This is a genomic window from Pseudomonas mosselii (assembly GCF_019823065.1).
Classification (GTDB): Bacteria; Pseudomonadota; Gammaproteobacteria; order Pseudomonadales; family Pseudomonadaceae; genus Aquipseudomonas; species Aquipseudomonas mosselii.
In genome coordinates this window covers 3,317,342-3,335,320 of sequence record NZ_CP081966.1, presented here as the reverse complement: position 1 = coordinate 3,335,320, position 17,979 = coordinate 3,317,342, and the positions used below count along the sequence as shown (strand labels likewise).

At 63.4% G+C, this 17,979-nt stretch carries 18 protein-coding genes; 10 read left to right on the top strand and 8 right to left on the bottom strand.

Annotated elements, in window-relative coordinates; all coding sequences use genetic code 11:
• The first annotated feature begins 94 nt into the window (after nucleotides 1–94).
• The 4 genes from K5H97_RS15475 to K5H97_RS15460 all read left to right on the top strand — a co-directional run bounded on the left by K5H97_RS15475 (nucleotide 95) and on the right by K5H97_RS15460 (nucleotide 3,025).
• On the top strand, nucleotides 95–1,480 hold the full coding sequence (locus K5H97_RS15475) for an IS4-like element ISPen1 family transposase (RefSeq protein WP_028691526.1): 1,386 nt from the start codon (nucleotides 95–97) through the stop codon (nucleotides 1,478–1,480).
• Between the two features lie 160 nt (nucleotides 1,481–1,640).
• A complete protein-coding gene (locus K5H97_RS15470; RefSeq protein ID WP_028691525.1) occupies nucleotides 1,641–2,099 on the top strand; it encodes an Imm42 family immunity protein in 459 nt (152 codons plus the stop codon).
• A 362-nt stretch (nucleotides 2,100–2,461) separates the two neighbouring features.
• The gene (locus tag K5H97_RS15465) at nucleotides 2,462–2,725 is read left to right on the top strand and encodes a hypothetical protein (RefSeq protein ID WP_028691524.1); all 264 of its coding nucleotides are present in this window, start codon (nucleotides 2,462–2,464) and stop codon (nucleotides 2,723–2,725) included.
• Between the two features lie 27 nt (nucleotides 2,726–2,752).
• Nucleotides 2,753–3,025 carry a DUF3077 domain-containing protein gene (locus K5H97_RS15460; RefSeq protein WP_028691523.1) on the top strand — a complete coding sequence of 91 codons (273 nt, stop codon included), beginning with the start codon at nucleotides 2,753–2,755 and terminating at the stop codon, nucleotides 3,023–3,025.
• Nucleotides 3,026–3,154: 129 nt separating this feature from the next.
• Here the strand turns inward: K5H97_RS15460 and K5H97_RS15455 are convergent, their stop codons facing one another.
• The 3 genes from K5H97_RS15455 to K5H97_RS15445 form a co-directional block, all read right to left on the bottom strand.
• Nucleotides 3,155–3,709, bottom strand: a complete 555-nt coding sequence (locus tag K5H97_RS15455; protein ID WP_028691522.1) for an RNA 2'-phosphotransferase — start codon at nucleotides 3,707–3,709, stop codon at nucleotides 3,155–3,157.
• A gap of 123 nt (nucleotides 3,710–3,832) precedes the next feature.
• Nucleotides 3,833–4,723 carry a dihydrodipicolinate synthase family protein gene (locus K5H97_RS15450; protein ID WP_028691521.1) on the bottom strand — a complete coding sequence of 297 codons (891 nt, stop codon included), beginning with the start codon at nucleotides 4,721–4,723 and terminating at the stop codon, nucleotides 3,833–3,835.
• Nucleotides 4,724–4,756: 33 nt separating this feature from the next.
• Nucleotides 4,757–5,539 carry an aldolase gene (locus tag K5H97_RS15445; RefSeq protein WP_028691520.1) on the bottom strand — a complete coding sequence of 261 codons (783 nt, stop codon included), beginning with the start codon at nucleotides 5,537–5,539 and terminating at the stop codon, nucleotides 4,757–4,759.
• A gap of 154 nt (nucleotides 5,540–5,693) precedes the next feature.
• Here K5H97_RS15445 and K5H97_RS15440 point away from each other — a divergent pair, with 154 nt between their 5' ends.
• Entirely contained in the window at nucleotides 5,694–6,236 is a 543-nt protein-coding gene (locus tag K5H97_RS15440) for a helix-turn-helix domain-containing protein (RefSeq protein ID WP_028691519.1), read from the top strand.
• 10 nt (nucleotides 6,237–6,246) lie between these two features.
• A complete protein-coding gene (locus K5H97_RS15435) occupies nucleotides 6,247–7,023 on the top strand; it encodes an AraC family transcriptional regulator (RefSeq protein WP_028691518.1) in 777 nt (258 codons plus the stop codon).
• Between the two features lie 9 nt (nucleotides 7,024–7,032).
• On the opposite strand, the gene K5H97_RS15430 is transcribed toward K5H97_RS15435, so the two are convergent.
• On the bottom strand, nucleotides 7,033–7,614 hold the full coding sequence (locus K5H97_RS15430; RefSeq protein WP_028691517.1) for a LysE family translocator: 582 nt from the start codon (nucleotides 7,612–7,614) through the stop codon (nucleotides 7,033–7,035).
• A gap of 260 nt (nucleotides 7,615–7,874) precedes the next feature.
• Here K5H97_RS15430 and K5H97_RS15425 point away from each other — a divergent pair, with 260 nt between their 5' ends.
• Complete coding sequence (locus tag K5H97_RS15425; RefSeq protein ID WP_028691516.1) at nucleotides 7,875–9,446, top strand: TerC family protein; 1,572 nt, start codon at nucleotides 7,875–7,877, stop codon at nucleotides 9,444–9,446.
• On the opposite strand, the gene rarD is transcribed toward K5H97_RS15425, so the two are convergent.
• Entirely contained in the window at nucleotides 9,409–10,296 is an 888-nt protein-coding gene (gene rarD, locus K5H97_RS15420; RefSeq protein WP_028691515.1) for an EamA family transporter RarD, read from the bottom strand. The two genes, K5H97_RS15425 and rarD, sit on opposite strands and share 38 nt — an antisense overlap.
• A 34-nt stretch (nucleotides 10,297–10,330) precedes the next feature.
• Nucleotides 10,331–11,926, bottom strand: a complete 1,596-nt coding sequence (locus K5H97_RS15415) for an EAL domain-containing protein (protein WP_028691514.1) — start codon at nucleotides 11,924–11,926, stop codon at nucleotides 10,331–10,333.
• Nucleotides 11,927–12,240: 314 nt separating this feature from the next.
• On the opposite strand from K5H97_RS15415, the gene hppD reads away from it, so the two are divergent.
• Nucleotides 12,241–13,317 (top strand): 4-hydroxyphenylpyruvate dioxygenase, encoded by a 1,077-nt coding sequence (gene hppD, locus K5H97_RS15410; RefSeq protein WP_028691513.1) that lies wholly within the window; start codon nucleotides 12,241–12,243, stop codon nucleotides 13,315–13,317.
• Nucleotides 13,318–13,410: 93 nt separating this feature from the next.
• Here the strand turns inward: hppD and K5H97_RS15405 are convergent, their stop codons facing one another.
• The gene (locus K5H97_RS15405) at nucleotides 13,411–14,097 is read right to left on the bottom strand and encodes a type 1 glutamine amidotransferase domain-containing protein (RefSeq protein WP_028691512.1); all 687 of its coding nucleotides are present in this window, start codon (nucleotides 14,095–14,097) and stop codon (nucleotides 13,411–13,413) included.
• A 145-nt stretch (nucleotides 14,098–14,242) separates the two neighbouring features.
• Here K5H97_RS15405 and K5H97_RS15400 point away from each other — a divergent pair, with 145 nt between their 5' ends.
• Together K5H97_RS15400 and K5H97_RS15395 are read left to right on the top strand one after the other, a co-directional pair.
• The gene (locus K5H97_RS15400) at nucleotides 14,243–14,692 is read left to right on the top strand and encodes a nucleoside deaminase (protein WP_036986263.1); all 450 of its coding nucleotides are present in this window, start codon (nucleotides 14,243–14,245) and stop codon (nucleotides 14,690–14,692) included.
• Between the two features lie 67 nt (nucleotides 14,693–14,759).
• A complete protein-coding gene (locus K5H97_RS15395) occupies nucleotides 14,760–16,742 on the top strand; it encodes an ATP-binding protein (RefSeq protein WP_081791597.1) in 1,983 nt (660 codons plus the stop codon).
• Between the two features lie 8 nt (nucleotides 16,743–16,750).
• Here the strand turns inward: K5H97_RS15395 and K5H97_RS15390 are convergent, their stop codons facing one another.
• Nucleotides 16,751–17,806, bottom strand: coding sequence for a tetratricopeptide repeat protein (locus K5H97_RS15390; RefSeq protein ID WP_028691509.1), 1,056 nt, complete (start codon nucleotides 17,804–17,806; stop codon nucleotides 16,751–16,753).
• Nucleotides 17,807–17,979: the final 173 nt, after the last annotated feature.

The following is a 17,979-nucleotide window of genomic DNA, read 5'->3' as shown; positions in this document are numbered from 1 at the left end:
CCCTTTGATCCACAAGAAAAAATGAAGAAGGGCTGGCCTTGGTCTACGGTGATAGTTGCGAACACACACCATTAAGCCAAGGACGCAGCCCTGAATGGATCGTAGACGTCAAATCCTGCAGCATCAACAGCAGCGTTTCCGCCACCATGCTTCGACCAGTGACGCTCAGGCATTTTTCGATCTCCTCATGGCCCCCGAACTGCTAAAGCGTGTCGAGTCATTGTTGCCAGCACATCGAGAGCGCCTATTCTCACCGACTGAAACGCTCTCGATGCTCCTGGCTCAAGCAATGAATGCTGATCGCTCCTGCCAGCAGGCGGTCAATGACTTTTCCATCAAGCGATCCTGCAACGGTATGAAGCCCAACAGCACTCGTACAGGCGCCTTCTGCAGAGCCAGGCAGCGCCTACCGGTGGAAATGGTCTCAACACTGGTTCGTCACACGGCTTCATCGATCAGTGATCAAGCCCCCTCGTCGTGGCGTTGGAGGGGACGGCCCGTGCGTCTTGTTGATGGAACAACCGTTTCGATGCCCGACACGGCTGCCAATCAGGTTGCATATCCACAATCACGGGGGCAGAAGGTCGGCCTGGGTTTCCCACTCTGCCGAATGGTTGGCATTGTCTGTCTATGTAGCGGTGCCGTTCTGGACGCTGCTTTGGGCCGCTTCAGAGGTAAAGGTGGTGATGAACAGACCCTGCTCAGGTCAATGCTCAATGTGCTGAAAACAGGCGATATTCTGTTGGGTGATGCGTATTACGCCACCTACTTTCTGTTGTGTGAGCTGCAGCGAAGGGGCGTCGATGGGGTGTTTGAGCAGTACGGAGCGCGACGGCGCAGTACGGATTTTGCTTTAGGGCAACGTCTCGGATCGGAAGACCATTTGATCGAGCTGAAAAAGCCTGGATGCAGGCCGCCTTGGATGAGCATGCCGCAGTATGAACAGGCGCCGGAGAGGCTGGCGGTGAGAGAGCTGAAGGCCGGTGGAAAGATCCTGGTGACAACGTTGCAATGCCCAAAGCAAACACCCAAATCAGCCCTCAGGTCGCTCTACAAAGGGCGCTGGCATGTCGAACTGGATTTACGAAACCTGAAGGCAACGTTGGGACTGGGAAAACTGAGTTGCAAAACACCAGGGATGGCCGTCAAGGAGCTGTGGGTCTATCTGCTGGCACACAACCTGATCCGAATGCTCATGTCACAATCGGCGTTAATGGCCGACTGCTTGCCCCGCGAACTGAGTTTCAAGCACAGCCTCCAGCTATGGCTGGCGCTACGACAGCGCAGCTACGGCGAGGGGGAGGATCGGTTGGCAGATTTGCTGATGCTGATTGCTCAAAGGCGTGTAGGCAACCGGCCTGGCCGTGTCGAGCCTCGGGCGATAAAGCGAAGGCCTCAGGCCTACCCCTTGCTGACCAAACCACGTCGATCAGCAAGGGCAGATATCAGGAAACATGGGCATCCGAAGCATGTTAAGTAAGTGCCATTCAAATCTGTCCCCTTTTTACAGTCCCTTTTTTACAATTCATGGGCAGTAATGGCGAATACCACTGGAACGGTAGTGCCGGCGACAGCCGAAGCCCTCTTCGCGGTAACCAGATACCTACGGATATACAGAAACTTTTGGGAGTGAAAATCTAATGATTGCAGGTGATCCGGATAGGTTCGCCGTGCAGTTCCAGGTCGTTGACGCTTGGAATGTGCAGGGTGACAGCTGGAAAAATGGTTTGCTTTGCGTGTATGCCGGTGGAGTACGTATTTTTGATGCTGTAGAAGCGTTGGAGCTGCGTTCAGTGCTGAGTTTCTTCTCCGGTATCCGATTGCCTGACTCTACTGCGGATCTAATCTATGAGGATCGAGAAGTTTTCGACAATGCCAGGGCCTACTTTTCGAGGGAGGTAGGCGATTTGCTACCAGGCATCGCGGACTTTTCGGCTACTGAAGCTGAAGATTCTGGATTCATTCTGTACTTCAAAATGGAACGGGATGGCGATCGACTGGTTTGGTCGCGGGATGATGGCCATACAGCAGAAGGTTTAAAGCTTGAGACAGGTACCGTGGCTGCGGTCATTGAACAGCTCAAGACCTGCAGATTGTAGTGTTCGCCCGAGAAAGGCAGCCTTCCGTCCTGGTTTTTGCATCTGGAGCAAGGATAAGAATCGGAATTTCCTTATTCCTTGTAGTCCATTTCCGAAGCATGCTTTTACCGCCTTTCAGCCCTTGCTCCAGGTCAACTCGCCTTCTAGTCTCGGCCTGCCGCTGCCAATTCAGCGGTCGGTTTTGACAGACCGTTGATTGTTGTCCACGTGTGCATACGCTCAATGGCGGCTGTACGTGCGGGCACCCTGTGTGCGCCGAGTGCCAACAATCTCGGTCTGTCAACCCGCGTACAGCTGCCACCCGACTGTTTGACAGCAGTTCAGCTGACAGCTCAACCCTCAACCATTGTTGGAGTACGAGCATGCTGAAGATTGTCCCCGATCCACCTTCCCCCCAGGATCACGCCCACTTCCTCGAAGACACCCTGGTACGCGCCATCGAGTACGCCTTCTGCGCCCTCACGGTGGCCAACCAGGCCGTCCAGCTCAAGCCCCGGTCGCCCGGCGCGATCCTTATGCTGGCCGCCGCCCACGAGATGGAGGCGGTGCGCACGTTGCTCGAATCCGCCCTGACCCAGGTGCAGCACTCGGTCCAAGCGCCGGGCGAGCCCCGCACGCTGCACTAGCCGACGACGTTTTCAGGGAGATCGATCATGACCACAGACGATGGCAAGACCCAGGTCACGCCGGGCAAGACCCGTTTTTATCAGGGCGAGGGCAAGGATGCCCAGCCGCTGTTCTGCATCGAGCCCGGCATTCCTTGTCAGCACGCTCGCGAGCAGGCGTCGGAATTGATGGACTATGTGCGGCACCTGACCTTGGTCGGGGTGATGGATGAAGATCCGCGGATGGTCTGGGCGGCGCATTACCTCAGTGCGTTGGCCAAGGCGCTGATGGATGATGCGGAGCTGGGGATGGCGCATTAGTCCCAGGCTTTGAACATTCCCCTGAGCGGCCTTGTGCCGCGAAAGGGGGGCGAAGCGCCCCCAGGATTGGTGCATCAAGCAGATATCGCCGGGGCTGCTTCGCAGCCCTTTCGCGGCACAAGGCCGCTCCTACAGGGCTTGGCGTGACAGATGGGCCGGCGGCACCTGGTCTACCAGCCAGACACCATTGTCGGCTTGATAGAACACCGTTCCCGCTGCGCACAGGGCCTGGGTATCGACCGTGAGCAGCACCGGCTGACCATAGCGCTTGCCCACCGCCAGCGCGGTCTGCGGGTCCTCGCTCAGGTGCACATGATGACGGCTGCCGGGGATCAGGCCCTGGGCTTCGATGGAGGCCAGGAAGCGGCTGGCGGTGCCGTGATAGAGCAGGGCGGGTGGTGTCTTGGCGATGTGGCGCACTTCGACCTGGGCGCTGCTGTGGCCCTGGGCGGCGCGGATGCGGCGGCCATCGTCGGAGAGGGTGAAACGGCGCTTGTCATTGGTCTCGACCACTTCGCGCAGGGCGTGCAGGTCGAAGGCATGGCCTTGCCGGCCGGCGCAGTGGATCAGCGCGTCGACATCGGCCCAGCCGTCGCGGTCCAGGGACAGTTCGATGGATTCGGGGGCGTGGCGCAGCACGTAGCTGAGGAACTTGCTGAGGGCGTCGCGTTGTTTCTGGTTCACTGGAAAGGTCCTTTTCCATGGCTTCTGGTCGTTTGGGTCGGGGGCATTCTCCGGGTTCGGGGTCGAGTTCTCAAGTGTGTGGATGACCTGTGGGAGTGGACTCCCACAGGTACGCCGCTGATGTCAGCCCTGACGCAAGGCGTCGAGCAGCGCCTTCAGCTGGCCGCGACCCTGGGCATCCAGCCCGAACACCGGCCGCCGTGGCTCGCCCACCGGCAGCCCGGTCATCTCCAGGCCAGCCTTGATGGTCGCCGGCAAGCCCCCCTTGAGAATGAAATCGAGCAACGGCAGCTGGCGGTAGAACAGCGCCTTGGCCTGCTCCAGTTCACCGGCCTGCACCGCCTGGTACAGCCGCAGGTTCAGTTCGGGAATCAGGTTGGCCGCCGCCGTGCACCAGCCCGTGGCGCCCGCCACGAAGGCCTCCAGCGCCAGCGGGTTGCAGCCGTTGTAGAACGGCACTTGGCCCTCGCCAAGCAAGTGCAGCTTGTGCATGCGCTGGATGTCGCCGGTGCTCTCCTTGACCATGGTCACGTTGTCGACTTCGCGCACGATACGCAGGATCAGCTCCACCGGCATGTCGGTGCCGCTGGTGGCCGGGTTGTTGTAGAGCATGATCGGGATGTCGATGGCCGCGCCGATGGCGCGGTAGTGCTGGACGATCTCGGCCTCGCTGAGCTTCCAGTAGGCCGCCGGCAGCACCATCACCGCGTCGGCGCCGTGTTGCTGGGCGAAGCGGGCGCGGCGCACGGCGCCGGCGGTGGTCAGGTCGGAGACGCTGACGATGCTCGGCACGCGCTTGCCGATGCGCTCCAGGCTGTACTGGGCGACCTGCTGCCATTCGCCGTCGCTCAGGTAGGCACCTTCGCCGGTGCTGCCCAGCGGCGCGATGGCGTGGACGTTGCCGTCGATCAGGCGGTCGATGGAGCGGCCTAGGGCCGGCAGGTCGAGGGTTTCACCGTCTTGGGCGAACGGGGTGATGGTGTAGCCGATGATGCCGTGGAATCGGGTGGTCATGGTGTGTGGCTCCGCAAGCAAGGCAAGGTGGGGTCAGGCGAGGCAATCGGCGTGCTGACGCAGGGCCTGCCGGGCGTAATAGTTGAAGGCGGCGCCGTGGCGCTTGGGCCGGTCGATCCAGTCATGGGCGTCGCGGCCAAGCTCCGGGGCGATCGGCTTGATGGTGCCGGCGGCCATTGCCAGCAGTTGCAGGCGCGCGGCGCGCTCGATCAACTGGGCGTAGACGCAGGCCTGCTCGATGCTGGTGCCGGTGGACAGCTGGCCATGGTGCGAGAGCAGGATGGCGCGCTTGTCGCCCAGGGCGGCGCTGATGATCTCGCCTTCCTCGTTGCCCACCGGCACGCCCGGCCAGGCTTCGAGGAACGCGCAGTCCTCGTACAGCGGGCACAGGTCCATGTGCGAGACCTGCAGCGGCACTTCGAGCATCGACAGCGCGGCGACATGGGTCGGGTGGGTGTGGATGATGCAGTTGACGTCGGGGCGGGCGCGGTACACCCAGCTGTGGAAGCGGTTGGCCGGGTTGGGCATGCCCTGGCCTTCGAGCACTTCGAGGTCTTCGTTGACCAGCAGCAGGTTGGTGGCGGTGATCTCGTCGAAGCCCAGGCCCAGTTGCTGGGTGTAGAAGGTGCCCGGTTGCGGGCCACGGGCGCTGATCTGCCCGGCCAGGCCCGAGTCGTGGCCGTTGTCGAAGAGAATTCGGCAGGTCAGGGCCAGCTTTTCGCGCACAGTCCACGTATTATCGGCAAGCGAGCCTTGCATCTGTGTCAGTGCCTTTTGCACCAGCTGGTCTTTGCTGAGGGTAAGGGTGTTGGCCATGGGGAGCTTTCCTCTGTGGCGTGATGACGGATGTCAGGGCTGGCTCGCCCCCGAGCTTTGGACGGTGAGGGGGTGAGCCATCAGATGACACAAATAATCCTATATGACACAAAGTGTCATAAGCAAGTGCGTTTGTTCGGGAAACCCGCGTCACATGTCTATCCGACTGAAACTGCTGAGAAAGAAACTGGGCATTACCCTTGAGCAGCTGGCCGACAAGTCCGGCATGACCAAGAGCTACCTGTCCAAGGTCGAGCGCGGCCTCAACACGCCGTCGATCGCCGCCGCGCTGAAGCTGGCGCGGGCGCTGAACGTCAATGTCGAGGAGCTGTTCGACGGCGAGCACGACGGCCAGGCGCGCTACAGCCTGGTACGCCGCGGCGAACGCCAGGCGCTGGTGGGTGGCGGCGACGGGCCGGGGTATGCGGTGCTGACTTCGCAGGTCGGCCAGCGCAGCCTGCTGCCGTTCCTGATCCAGCCGCCGACCGCGTTCAGCGACCCGACCTTCAAGGAGCACGAAGGCGAGGAGTTTTTGTTCGTCCACGAGGGGCAGGTGGAGGTGGACTTCATGAGCGAGCGGGTGCTGCTGCAGGCGGGCGACGCCCTGCATTTCAATGCCCAGACCCCGCACCGCCTGCGCTCGGTCGGCGAGCACCAGGCGCAGTTGCTGGTGGTGGTGCAGGGCGGCGAAGGGTGAGGGCGGGGCGATGATCGAGGTCTCGCGGTTCTGGCGTGATCCGGCATTGCCCTTCGTCGAGGCCCGACGCGTGGGGGACGGCCGCCAGGTGTGCTACGCCGCCCATTCCCACGAAAGTTTCTCCATCGGCGTGATCACCGGCGGGCGCAGCACCTACCTGACCGGCAACGCCCGACACGAGGTGGCGGCGGGGACCACGGTGCTGATGAACCCGGGGGTGGTGCACACCTGCAACCCGGTCCAGGGCGAACCCTGGTCGTACCTGATGCTGTTCGTCGACATGCCCTGGCTGCTGGCGCGAGGTTTTGCGCTGCCCTCGGCGACCTTGAGCACATCGGCGGCGCTGTATGGGCAGTTGCTGGCGCTGTTCGCCGGGCTGTTCGAGCCCGGCAACGAACGCCGGGAGGCGCAGCTGGAGGCGTTCTTCAAGGGCTTGCCGCAGCTTTTGGAGGCCGACGCGGGCGGCCAGCCCGCAGGCCATCCACGCCTTGAGCTGGCCGCCGCGTTCATCCGTGCCCATCGCCTCGACCCGCTGACAGTGGAGGACATCTGCGCCGCGGCGGGGCTGTCGCGGGCCTATTTGATCCGCGCGTTCGGCAAGCGCTTCGGCCTGACACCCCATGGCTACCTGCTCGACCAGCGGGTGCAGCATGCCCGGGCGCTACTGCGCGCTGGCAGGCCGATCGCCGAGGTGGCGCTGGAGGCGGGGTTCGCCGACCAGGCGCACCTGCAGCGGGCCTTCAAGCGTCACCTGGCGACCACGCCGGGGCACTATCGCAATGGCTGAAAGCCAGGATCACACCATCAGGTACAACGCACTCGCCACCAGCAACCCCGCCAGCACCCGATTGAGCAGGCGCATCCGCCACGGCTCGCCCAGATACTGGCGGATCATGCTGCCGGCCCAGGCCCAGCAGGCCACCGAGACGAAGCAGATCGGCCCGTAGATCCAGGTGAACAGCCACAGCAACTGCTGCTCGCCGCCGGTATAGGCGCCGATACCGGCGACCGCCGCCAGCCAGGCCTTGGGGCTCAGCCACTGCATGGCCGCGCCGTGCCAGGCGCTGGGCGCTTGCCGGGTATCGGCGGTGCCCAGTGCGCCATCGTCGCTGGCCAGTTTCCAGGCCATGTACAGCAGAAACAGCACGCCACCCCAGTGCAGTAGCCGGCCCAGCAACGGCCAGCGCAGCAACAGCTCGTGCACGCCCAGCCCCACCAGCACCAGCAGCAGGCAGAAACCCAGCGTGGCACCGGCCACATGCCCAATGCTGGCCCGCAGGCCGTGGCGCGCGCCACTGCCGAGGGCGACGATGTTGACCGGGCCGGGGGAGATGGAGGCGGCCAGGGCGAAGGCCGCCATGGACAAGGTCAGGCTCATTGAAGGTTTCCTTGAAGGGGGAAGGTGTGGCCATCCTGGCCGAGGGTGAGACGGGTGTATTGAACAAAAATGCCCCGCCACACCTGTTACAGCTTTTGTAATAGTTTTGCGCTATCAGAGAAATCTGCTTCGATTGTAGGATCGACTTCCCTATTTTCTATCAAGGTCTATATGAGCACCTTCGCGGAGCCCCCCAGTCCCTGGCCATCCCGGCCTTCCTTCCCCCGTCCTTGTGACGCCGCCCTCGTGAGTACCCGCTAATGGAATGGCTAGCCGACCCCACGGCCTGGCTGGGCCTGTTGACGCTTATCGTCCTCGAGCTGGTGCTGGGTATCGACAACCTGGTGTTCATCGCCATCCTCGCCGACAAACTGCCACCCCATCAGCGCGATCGCGCCCGGGTGATCGGCCTGTCGTTGGCGCTGATCATGCGCCTGGGCCTTTTGGCCAGCATCTCGTGGATGGTGACCCTCACCGCGCCGCTGATCGACGTGTTCGGCAAGACCTTCTCCGGCCGTGACCTGATCATGCTGTTCGGTGGTGTGTTCCTGTTGTTCAAGGCCACCATGGAGCTGCACGAGCGTCTGGAGGGCCATGTCGCCCAGAGCGGCGGCGTTACCCGTCACGCGGCGTTCTGGCCGATCGTCGCGCAGATCGTGGTGCTCGACGCGGTGTTCTCGCTGGACGCGGTGATCACCGCCGTGGGCATGGTCGAGCAGTTATCGGTGATGATGATCGCGGTGATCTTCTCCATCGGTATCATGATCGTCGCCAGCAAGCCGCTGACCCGCTTCGTCAACGAACACCCGACAGTGATCATGCTGTGCCTGGGCTTCCTGATGATGATCGGCTTCAGCCTGACTGCCGAGGGCCTGGGCTTCCATATCCCGAAAGGCTACCTGTACGCGGCCATCGGCTTCTCGCTGCTGATCGAGCTGTTCAACCAGCTGGCCCGTGCTCGCCGCAAGCGCAGCCTGCATCAGCACCGGCCATTGCGTGAGCGCACGGCCCACGCGGTGCTGCGCCTGATGGGCGGACGCCGGGTAGAAGCCGACGAGGTGGGCGAGGAGATCGCCGACCTGGTGGCCGGTGGCGACGAGCAGGTGGTGTTCGATCGCCGTGAGCGGGTGATGATCAGCGGTGTGCTCAACCTGGCCGAGCGGCCGATCCGCACGGTGATGACGGTGCGGGCCAAGGTCGATGCCATCGACCTGTCGCAGCCGGCCGAGGCGATCACCCAGATGCTGGTCAACTCGTCCTACTCGCGCCTGCCGCTGATTCGCGACGGGCGCATCGAGGAACCGCTGGGCTACGTGCACAAGAAGGAGCTGCTCAAGGAACTGCTGGCCGGCAACCAGCCGGCGCTGGAGCACCTGGCGCGAGCACCGTTGAACCTGCTGGAGAGCTTCAGCATTCTCAATGCCCTGGAGCAGATGCGCGCCCAGTCCACCCACATCGCCTTCGTGGTCAACGAATTCGGTGACTTCACCGGGGTGCTGACCATGACCGACATTCTCGAGTCGATTGCCGGTGAACTGCCGGATGCGAGCGAAGTTGAAGGGCCAGGCGTGGTGGAGGAGGCAGGCGGCTTCGTGGTCAGTGGCGCTCTTAACCTGGCCCAGGTTCAGTCGCGCACCGGCTTCGCCGCCCGCGCCACCGAGGACTACCAGACCCTGGCGGGCCTGGTGATGAGCCTGCTGGACCGCCTGCCGGTGGTGGGCGATCAGCTGGCCTGGAACGGCTGGACCATGACCGTGGTGGCGGTGGAGGAGCGTCGGGTGCGCCAGGTACGTCTTACACCGAACGCCGACGCTGACGCAGCAGGTGCTTGATGCCTTCGAGCACCAGCACCAGCACGGCGGCCCAGATCGGCAGGTAGGTCAGCCACTGGTCGGGGCCGATGGTCTCGCCCAGCAGCAGGGCCACGCCCACCAGCAGCACCGGCTCGACGTAGCTGAGCAGGCCGAACAGGCTGAACGGCAACAGGCGGCTGGCCAGCACGTAGGCGATCAGGGCGCAGGCGCTGATCGCCCCGAGCAGCGGGATCAGCCCGTACAGGCCCGGGTGCTCGGCGAGGTCCGTCGCCGACAGCGGGCCCTGGATCACGAAGTACAGGGCCCAGGGCAGCAGCAGGCACATGTCGCACCACAGCCCGCCCAGGTGGTCGGTGCGGCAGCGCCGTCTGAGGACGAAGTAGATCGGGTAGCCGATCATCACCAGCAGGGTTTCCCAGGCGAAGCTGCCGTGCTGGTAGAGCTCGTGGCCAACCCCCAGCGTGGCAAAGCCCACCGCGATCTTCTGCAGGCGCGACAGGCGCTCGCCATACACCAGCCGTCCGGTCAGCACCATGGCCAGCGGCAGCAGGAAATACCCCATCGACACTTCCAGGCTGCGCCCGTGCAGCGGCGCCCAGAGGAACAACCACAGCTGCACGCCCATCAGCCACGAGGTGCCAACCATGCCGAGCAGCAGCAGCGGTGTGCGCCGCACCCGACCGAGCAACTCACCGACCCGATTCCAGTCCTTCGAGACCAGCATGAACAGCGTCAGGCAGGGCAGGGTCAGGAGGGTCCGCCAGCCAAAGATCTCCTCGCCGTCCAGGGGCTTGAGGAAGGAGGTATAGAAGTACATCACGGCGAACAGACAGGACGCCATGACCGACGAAAGAATGCCTTTTGACACGAATGCCTCGGAAAACGGGAAGTGAGCGGGTGGATCAGCCGCGCATGATCTCAGGGGCGTTGCCCGGCGGCAACTGCGGGCTGCCCGGCCGGGCGGCCAGGGCCAGCAGCAGTTCGCCGGCGGGCATCGGTCGGGCAAACAGGTAGCCCTGCTGGAAATCCACCCCGTGGCGTGCCAGGTAGTCGCGCTGCACCTCGGTCTCCACGCCTTCGGCGACGATCCCCAGGCCCAGCTTGGCCGAGAGCTCGATGATGGTGTCGAGGATGTGCTGGGACAGGGCGTCGCCGCCGATCATGGCGACGAAGCTCTGGTCGATCTTCAGGTAGTCGACCTGGAACTGGCGCAGGTAGTTGAGGCTGGACTGGCCTGTGCCGAAGTCGTCCAGGGCGATCATCACGCCCATGACGTGCAGCTTTTCGAACAACTCAAGCGTCACCGGGGTCGGCTCGATCAGCTTGCGTTCGGTCAGCTCCAGGGTCAGCACCACGCGTCCGGGTGGGAAGTGCTGGAGGAAGGTCTGGCAGTCGTCAAGCAGGCGCAGGTCGCGGCAATGGTCGGCGGTGATGTTGATGCCGATGTGGAAGCCGTCCTCCAGCAGGGCCGCATGCGGGGCCAGGGCCTGGGCGGTATGCAGCATAAGGGCACGGGTCATGGCGACGATCTGGCCGCTGTGTTCGGCGTAGGGGATGAACAGATCGGGGCGCACCAGCCCTTCGCGGGGATGCTGCCAGCGCATCAACACTTCGATACCGGCCCAGCGGTAGTCGCCCTTGCGCACCACCGGCTGGAAATACGGAACGAATTCGTCAGCCTCCAGGGCCCGCTCCAGCTCGCCAAGGGGTGAGCTGGAGCGGCGGATCTGCCAGCGGCAGGCTGCGCCGGCCGCGACGCCGAGCACCAGCAACAGGCTGAGCAGGGCGGGGTAGCGCGAGCGCATGAGCGCGGCCTGCGTGCCTTCTTCGTAGCCGGCGTGCACATCGAACGGATAACGGGTGGACGCATACTGCGTGGCGGCGGAGGCAGCGCGCGGTGGCTTGCCGTCATGAACCTGGCCATCGCTGCCCATCCAGTGATTGCCGACATGCACCTTCACCAGGTTGTCGGCGCCGATCAGGTGGAGCGCGGTGAGCAGATGGCGGCCATCCACCGTGGTGATCGCGCCCCGGTCGCCACGGCCTTCCTGGCTGATCCGATAGACCAGCAGGGCATGTCCCGGGGTGACCGAGTTGCCGTTCATCAGCCACAGCTGGCCATTGGTATAGTCCTTGGCATTCACCGGCTCGTCGAAGTCGCCGTACAGCGAGGTGCAGTACAGCCGATCATGATCGAACAGGTTGGTCGAACGCACGAAGGCGTTGCGCGTCACCTCGATGCGCAGTGCCAGTTGCACCTGGTCACAGGGCAGGCCCGCCTTGGGCAGAAGCTCATGGGCGGCGGTGGACAGGCTGTCGAGGATCTCCTCGACATGGATGCCCACTTCGCGGGCCGTGGCCAGGCTGCTGGCTTGCAGTTCCTGTTCCGTCTGCCAGCGCATCACCACCAGCCCGCACAGCAGCGGCAGCACGCCGATGCCCCAGGGCAGCAGGGCGCGCCAGCTCCAGCGGGCGGGGCGTTTGGCGGTCAGGGGCATGTGCGGGCGAACCTTCTGCGAGGCGACAAGATGCTGTTGAGAATAGCCGTTTGTCGGAACAATCTGCGAACTAAAGCGCGACAAACAAATTTACGCCCTGTAGAATCGATTTACGAATACAACAATAAGGTTCTCCGCCTCCCGGGGAATCAAGCCCGCCGAGAATGGGTCCATATGACATACCATGGGTTCAAGCTGATCATTGGTGACTTCCTGGCCCGCAGCGTGCGCGGTATCCCCTGCTCACCACCACGCCATCTCCACATCCAAAGCCTGTAATCAACCGTTTTTCGCTTATAGATGAGGACACCCACATGGCAGATATCTTCGACAACCCGATGGGCCTGGAAGGCTTCGAATTCATCGAGCTCGCTTCGCCAACCCCCGGCGTGCTGGAGCCGGTATTCCAGATTCTCGGTTTCACCAAGGTGGCCAGCCACCGCTCCAAGGATGTGCACCTGTATCGTCAGGGCGGCATCAACCTGATCCTGAACAACGAGCCCAAGAGCATCGCCTCGTATTTCGCCGCCGAGCATGGCCCATCGGTATGCGGCATGGCCTTCCGCGTGCGCAATGCCCATGAAGCCTACGCCCGTGCCCTGGAGCTGGGCGCCCAGCCGGTGGAAATCGAAACCGGCCCTATGGAACTGCGTCTGCCGGCAATCAAGGGGATCGGTGGCGCGCCGCTGTACCTGATCGACCGCTACGAGGAAGGCAGCTCGATCTACGACATCGACTTCAAGTTCATCGAAGGCGTGGACCGCAACCCCGTCGGCGCGGGTCTGAAGATCATCGACCACCTGACCCATAACGTCTATCGCGGGCGCATGGCCTACTGGGCCAACTTCTATGAAAAGCTGTTCAACTTCCGCGAGATCCGCTACTTCGATATCAAGGGTGAGTACACCGGCCTGACCTCCAAGGCGATGACCGCGCCGGACGGAATGATCCGCATTCCGCTCAACGAAGAGTCGTCCAAGGGCGCAGGGCAGATCGAAGAGTTCCTGATGCAGTTCAACGGCGAAGGCATCCAGCACGTGGCTTTCCTCACCGACGACCTGCTCAAGACCTGGGATGCGCTCAAGGGCCTGGGCATGCGCTTCATGACCCCACCGCCGCAGACCTACTACGAGATGCTCGAGGAGCGTCTGCCAGGGCACGGCGAGCCGGTCGACCAGTTGCAGGCCCGCGGCATCCTGCTCGATGGCGCCTCCGAGGCAGGCGACAAGCGTCTGCTGCTGCAGATCTTCTCGGAAACCCTGCTGGGACCGGTGTTCTTCGAGTTCATCCAGCGCAAGGGTGACGACGGCTTCGGTGAGGGTAACTTCAAGGCGTTGTTCGAGTCGATCGAGCGTGATCAGGTGCGTCGCGGCGTGTTGAGCGTCGAATAACGCGCTTGGGCCGCAAGACCCACCGCGGGGCATGCCCGCTCCCACACCGTCATGGCGTAGGAGCGGGCATGCCCCGCGATGCTTTTGTGGCGGCTAGCGGTTGCGTAAGTAGCGAACGACCGCCTCGGCCACGTCGGCGGTGGACGCAGGATTCTGCCCGGTGATCAGGCTGCCATCCTCCACCACGAAGGGGGCCCAGGGATCGTCCGCCTTGCTGTACTCACCGCCACGGGCACCCAGCTCGTTTTCGGTCAGGAACGGCACCACCTCGTCCAGTTCCGCCAGTTTCTCCTCAGTGTTGGAGAAACCGGTCACCCTGCGCCCTTTGAGCAGCAGACTGTTGTCGCTGAGCTTGATATTGAGCAGACCGACCACGCCATGGCAGACCGCGGCGACCGCACCGCCGCGCTCATGGATGCGCCGTGCGAGTTCTTGCAGCGGCTGGTTGTCGGGGAAGTCCCACATCACGCCGTGCCCACCGGTGTAGTAAATCGCGCTGTACTGATCGGCTTTCACCTGGCCGGGGCTCAGTGTGGCGCCCAAACGGTTCATGAAAGTCTTGTCGTCGTACCACTGCCAGTCCAGCTCCGGCGCCATGCGCAGGCTGTGCGGGTCGATGGGCACGTAGCCACCCGCGGGGCTTACGTAGTCGACCACAAAGCCCGCCTGCTGCACCTTGTCGACGAAGTGCACGGCCTCGCCCAGCCACAGCCCTGTGGCGCGCGGGATGGAGGGGTACTTGGCAGTATTGGTCAGCACGACCAGGAGCTTCTTGTTCATGTGCGCATGCCCGTCGAATCCATGGGAAAACGGTTGGCCAGCAAGATCTAAAGCCCTATCAGCATAGCCCTCGTCACGCAATGCGCCACGGTGGCTGGCGCTGTGCTAGTCTCCAGCAAAGCCGACGTATTACCGGGGAGAAACCATGGAACAGGACACTTCCGCTTTCCTGCAGGCTGCCATTGATGAGGCCCGAAAGGGGCTCGAGGAGGGCGGCATCCCGATCGGCTCGGTATTGGTGCACGACGGCAGGATTATCGGCCGCGGACACAATCGCCGGGTGCAAAAAGGCAGCGCCATCCTGCATGGCGAGATGGACGCCCTGGAAAATGCCGGCCGACAGCCGGCTTGGGTGTACCAGGAGTCCACCCTCTATACCACCTTGTCGCCTTGTGCCATGTGCAGCGGCGCTATCCTGCTGTATGGCATCAAGCATGTGGTCATCGGTGAAAACACCACCTTCATGGGTGAGGAGCAACTGCTCGGCAGCCGCGGCGTGCGCCTGGAGGTACATGACGATGAGACTTGCAAGGCGTTGATGCGCCGGTTCATCGAGGAAAAACCCGAGCTGTGGGACGAAGATATTGGCCGCTGACTTGAATGTCGCCGGTGGTGATATCCAGGTCATTCACCTGGCGTCTCCGGCGAGCCCTATGGCGATGATGGGGGCTGTCGTTGGCAACTTCGACTGGAGCGCGACATCGCTGGGAGCGCTGACATCCTGGCCGCCTACCCTGCGCGTCGCCGTCGATATGGTGCTGCTGTCGCCGTTTCCCAGTGCGCTGGTCTGGGGCCCGACATTGACGGTCATCCATAATGAACCTTACCAGATCCTGCTTGGCGGTAGCACTGGTCACCAGGGCTGCGCCTTCGACGCGCTCTGGGCGCATAACTGGGAGGACATGGGTGCAGCGGTATTCAAGGCGCTCGAGGGACAGGGCAGCCTGATCGAGGACGCGCTGCTGCCTGTCTATCGAGCAGGCGTCATGACGAAAGTCTGGGTGACGGGTTGTTATTCGCCGATCCGTGACGACCAGGGCCAGGTCGCCGGTTTCCTTCACGCCCTGATCGAGACTACCGCCAGTGTGGAGACCGGTCGTGAATGGCGCGAATTGGCCCTTTCCTTCGAGGCGCGCCTGGATCAGTACCTGAGCGATCCTGAGCATATCTGGCACCTGTCACCCGATGTGATGCTGATGCTCGATGCCGATCTGCGCGTACGCTCGACCAACCCGGCCTGGCAGCGGCTGTTGGGCTGGTGCGGGGCGTCGCATCCGCTGCCGTTGCCCGAATTGTTTCACCCCGCCGACCGTACCGAGGCCCGCTTGGCGCTGACGGCGCTTGTGCAGGGGCAGGGCATGGCGCCGTTTGACGCACGGCTTCGGCACAACGAAGGCCACTATTGCTGGTTCCGCTGGACGGGGGCTGCCGATGCAGCGCTGCCCGCGCTGGTAGGGCGAGACATCACCGAGGACCGCGACGCGGTCCAGCGCTTGGCCGATGCCGCGGTGCGGGACGGCCAGCGCATGGAGAGCGTGGTAAAGCTGGCAGGTGGGTTGGCGCATGAAATGAACAACGTGTTGTCCGGTGTCGGCAGCAGCCTTGAGTTGCTCGAGCGGCGACTGGCGCAGGGGCGGCTGGAGCGTGTCGAGGAGTACGTGCAGATGGCTCGGGAATCTACCCAGCGCGCCATCGGCCTGACCCAAAACCTGCTGGCCTTCGCCCGCAGCCAGCCATTGTCGCCTAATCCGTTGAATATCAACCGCCTGTTGCTGGAGGCGGAGCCGATGCTGCGCCAGACCCTAGGAGCCGAAATGCACCTGGACTGGCAGATGGACGTTGCGCCGTGGCTGTTGCAAGTCGATCCCGACCAGTTGCGCAACGCCCTCCTGCACCTGTGCAGCAATGCTCGCGATGCCTGCCTTGGCAAGGGTAAGGTGACAATCAGGACCTCCAACGAGCGGCTGGCGCTGAACAGTGGGGAGTCGGCCAGCTTGCCGGCAGGTGACTACGTCATGTTACAGATCGAGGACGATGGCCACGGCATGTCGCGCAATGATTTGGCCAGAGCCTTCGAGCCGTTCTTCACCACCAAGTCACTGGGACAGGGAGCCGGCCTTGGGCTGCCCATGGTGCACGGTTTTGTGCACCAGTCGGGGGGACAGGTGTGGATCGAATCCACCTTGGAAGAAGGGACTCGAGTGGTGCTGATGTTTCCTCGCCATACGGGACTGGAGCCTGAGACCGTCGTCCTGGGCGCGTTGCCATTTCAGGCGCAGGGCATGCGGCTGCTGTTGATCGATGACGAAGTCAACCTGCGTGCTTTGATGAAGGAGGCCCTGCTCGAGTGCGGCTTTGAGGTGTGCGACGTGGCCGATGCCAATGGCGCGCTGGCCGAGTTCAGGCGGGGCGCTCCGTTCGACCTGGTGATCACCGATATCGGTTTGCCAGGAGGCTTCAGTGGGCGTCAGGTGGCCAAGGCACTGCGCATGGTCAAGCCGGAGCAGAAGATCCTGTTCATCACCGGCTTCACCAGCGACCCGGTCGAGCAGGCATTGCTCGACGAACCGGGCACGGCGTTGATGTTCAAGCCGTTCTCGTTGCAGACGCTGGTCACGCAGGTTCAGCGTATGTTGCAGGCCTGAGGCTGTCGTCAGAGCCCTTGCTGCAGGAACGGATCGTCCGGGTTTTGCCGCTCCAGCTCGGCCAGCAGGACCTGGACATTCTGCAATTGGCCGGTTTCCTTCCAGTACTCGATCAGCAACACCCGAGCCCGGCGGTTGGCCGGCTGGCGACTGAGCACGGTCTCCAGCTGCTTCTGCGCGGCGTCCACCTGCTCTAGCTGGTGCAGGGTGACGGCCAGGGTGTAGCGATAGTCGTTGTTTTCCGGCTCCAATTCGACCGCGCGTGCCAGGGCGAGCAGGGCGTATGCCTGTTGCTCGTGGCGGGTCAGCCACAGCCCCAGTTCATATTGCAGGAACGCCGAGTCCGGGCGCAGTGACAGGGCCTTGGCCAGCACTTCGCGGGAGGCGTCGTGACGGCCTTGCTGTTCCAGCAGGCGTACCTGGGTGGCCAGGGCGTCCAGGCCTTCGGGAGCCACCGCCAGGCTGCGCTGCAGGGCCCGCGTGGCGGACTCGTAGGCTTGCTCATGCATGTACAGCCGGGCCAGGTGAACCTGCGCCGCGGCGTCGTCGGGCTGTTGTTCCAGCGTCTGCTCGTACTGCTCCAGGGCATCCTGCAACGGCCCGAAGTACAAGCCGATGGCGTCGGGGTCGAGGCCGAGCAGGGCGTCGACCGCGGCGAAGCGTACGCTTTGCTCGTCATCTTCCAGGAGCGGGCCCAGCACCAGGCTGCGCTGGGCGGCAGGCAGCAGGCGGTGGATGCTGGCGATGGCGGCACGCCGAACCAGCGGGTCGGCGTGCTCCAAGTCCTGCTGGGCCAGCTTCAGTGCTAGTGGCGACGGATAGTTGGGCAGTTCGGCATACAGCGCGGCGCGTCGGATCGGTGGCAGGTCGTCGCGTTTCAATTGCTGGTAGAGCACCCTGGCGGCGCCCGGCAGGCCGTCATGGGCCTGGCGCAGCGCCTTGCTGTAGCTGTGCGCCGGCAGGCTGGGCACCGCGGGCTGCTGGTCACGCCACAGATAGCCGATCGCGATGGGCAGCATCAGCACAAGCAGCAGGGCGATCAGGAGAAGGTGGCGTCGTTGCATCGGGCGGTCCGTGGGGGCGGTACGGCAGAGCTTGGGGCAGGCGCGGGGTAATTGCAATGTTCGCCCGGCGCTTGATCCTCCTGGCGGCGCGCATCGCCGGCCGGACACCCAGGGCGCCGTATTGTCCCCCCTTCCCATGTCAGCCCGCCTCCCCACGATCCATTAGCGTTCCG

Excerpts from the sequence above, each read along its gene's own strand:
- K5H97_RS15445 (WP_028691520.1), bottom strand. The coding sequence starts at position 5,539 with ATGGCCAACACCCTTACCCTCAGCAAAGACCAGCTGGTGCAAAAGGCA.
- hppD (WP_028691513.1), top strand. The coding sequence starts at position 12,241 with ATGGCAGATATCTTCGACAACCCGATGGGCCTGGAAGGCTTCGAATTC.
- K5H97_RS15470 (WP_028691525.1), top strand. The coding sequence starts at position 1,641 with ATGATTGCAGGTGATCCGGATAGGTTCGCCGTGCAGTTCCAGGTCGTT.
- K5H97_RS15430 (WP_028691517.1), bottom strand. The coding sequence starts at position 7,614 with ATGAGCCTGACCTTGTCCATGGCGGCCTTCGCCCTGGCCGCCTCCATC.
- K5H97_RS15400 (WP_036986263.1), top strand. The coding sequence starts at position 14,243 with ATGGAACAGGACACTTCCGCTTTCCTGCAGGCTGCCATTGATGAGGCC.
- K5H97_RS15465 (WP_028691524.1), top strand. The coding sequence starts at position 2,462 with ATGCTGAAGATTGTCCCCGATCCACCTTCCCCCCAGGATCACGCCCAC.
- K5H97_RS15475 (WP_028691526.1), top strand. The coding sequence starts at position 95 with ATGGATCGTAGACGTCAAATCCTGCAGCATCAACAGCAGCGTTTCCGC.
- K5H97_RS15390 (WP_028691509.1), bottom strand. The coding sequence starts at position 17,806 with ATGCAACGACGCCACCTTCTCCTGATCGCCCTGCTGCTTGTGCTGATG.
- K5H97_RS15395 (WP_081791597.1), top strand. The coding sequence starts at position 14,760 with ATGGGGGCTGTCGTTGGCAACTTCGACTGGAGCGCGACATCGCTGGGA.
- K5H97_RS15460 (WP_028691523.1), top strand. The coding sequence starts at position 2,753 with ATGACCACAGACGATGGCAAGACCCAGGTCACGCCGGGCAAGACCCGT.
- K5H97_RS15415 (WP_028691514.1), bottom strand. The coding sequence starts at position 11,926 with ATGCCCCTGACCGCCAAACGCCCCGCCCGCTGGAGCTGGCGCGCCCTG.
- K5H97_RS15425 (WP_028691516.1), top strand. The coding sequence starts at position 7,875 with ATGGAATGGCTAGCCGACCCCACGGCCTGGCTGGGCCTGTTGACGCTT.
- K5H97_RS15450 (WP_028691521.1), bottom strand. The coding sequence starts at position 4,723 with ATGACCACCCGATTCCACGGCATCATCGGCTACACCATCACCCCGTTC.
- K5H97_RS15435 (WP_028691518.1), top strand. The coding sequence starts at position 6,247 with ATGATCGAGGTCTCGCGGTTCTGGCGTGATCCGGCATTGCCCTTCGTC.
- K5H97_RS15405 (WP_028691512.1), bottom strand. The coding sequence starts at position 14,097 with ATGAACAAGAAGCTCCTGGTCGTGCTGACCAATACTGCCAAGTACCCC.
- K5H97_RS15440 (WP_028691519.1), top strand. The coding sequence starts at position 5,694 with ATGTCTATCCGACTGAAACTGCTGAGAAAGAAACTGGGCATTACCCTT.